This window comes from Massilia sp. TSP1-1-2 (assembly GCF_049896185.1).
GTDB lineage: Bacteria > Pseudomonadota > Gammaproteobacteria > Burkholderiales > Burkholderiaceae_D > Telluria_A.
In genome coordinates this window covers 1-1140 of record NZ_JAFCTU010000107.1, presented here as the reverse complement: position 1 = coordinate 1140, position 1140 = coordinate 1, and the positions used below count along the sequence as shown (strand labels likewise).

The 1140-nt window shown below is 63.4% G+C and carries 1 pseudogene; it reads left to right on the top strand.

Features of this window, described 5'->3' with window-relative positions:
- A pseudogene (locus ACP7BV_RS27080) lies at positions 1-1140 on the top strand (hypothetical protein); the annotation flags it as partial.

Sequence of the window (1140 nt, the reverse complement as noted above, 5' to 3'; positions counted from 1 at the left end):
CAAGGCAATGTGACGGAAGTGCTGGACGCGCTCGGCCGCAAGACCGTGATGACCTACGATGCGCTGGGCAATGAAAAGACGGTGACCAATACCGCGGGCAAGACCACGGTGAAAACGTGGGATCCGCAGACGGGCAAGCCCTTGACCGAGGCCGACCCGCTGGGCAACACGATCAGCTGGGGCTATGACCCGGTCACCAAACAGCTGACGTCGTCGACCGACGCGCGCCGCAACCAGACTTCGATTCGCAACCTGGCGGCAGCGCAAGTGATCAGCGAACCGCTGGGGCGAACGTCAAGTGTGAAAACGACGGACGGCAACCTGACCAGCTTGACAGTGGCAGGGGAGGTAACCGGTTTCGGCTACGACGCCAAGGGCAACAAGACGAGCGAGGTCGATGCCGCCGGCAACGTGACGAGCTTTGCCTACGACGACAACGGCAAGGAAACCAGCCGCAGCTGGACGCGCATTGTGAATGGCGTGCCGGTGACAACGACGGTTACGCGCAAGCTGGACGCCGACGGCAAAGTGCTCGAAGAAACCGACGCGCTGGGCTTTACGACCAAGAATGCCTACACCGCCGGCGGCCAGCTCTCGAGCAGCGTCGATGCGCAAGGGCGGCGCACCGCGTACGAGTACAACAGCCGTGGCAAACTTGCCAAGACCACGTATCCGGACGGCAGCGTCGACACCGTAGCCTACGACGCCAACGGCAACCAGGCCAGCACCGTCGACCGCCAGGGCCGCACGACAAGTTACGAATACGATGCACTGAACCGCCTGGTGAAGACGACCTTCGCGGACGGCAGCACGACCGGCACCGGCTACGATGCCGCAGGCCGTGTCGGCACGACGACCGATGCGAATGGCAAGACGACGACCAACGGCTACGACGACGCTGGGCGCCTCGATACCGTGACCGGGCCTGACGGCAAGATCACGCGCTTTGCCTACGACCCGAACGGCAACCGCACCGATGTGTGGGACGCCAACGACAGGCACACGCATTTCGACTTCGACGCCCTAAACCGGCTGGAGACGACCACCCGGCCGGACGGCAAGATGCTGGTGCAAGATATAGGCGGCGGCATGCAGCAGCAAGCGCATGCAGTTGGCGAGAAAGCTGGTGCAGGAAGTGCG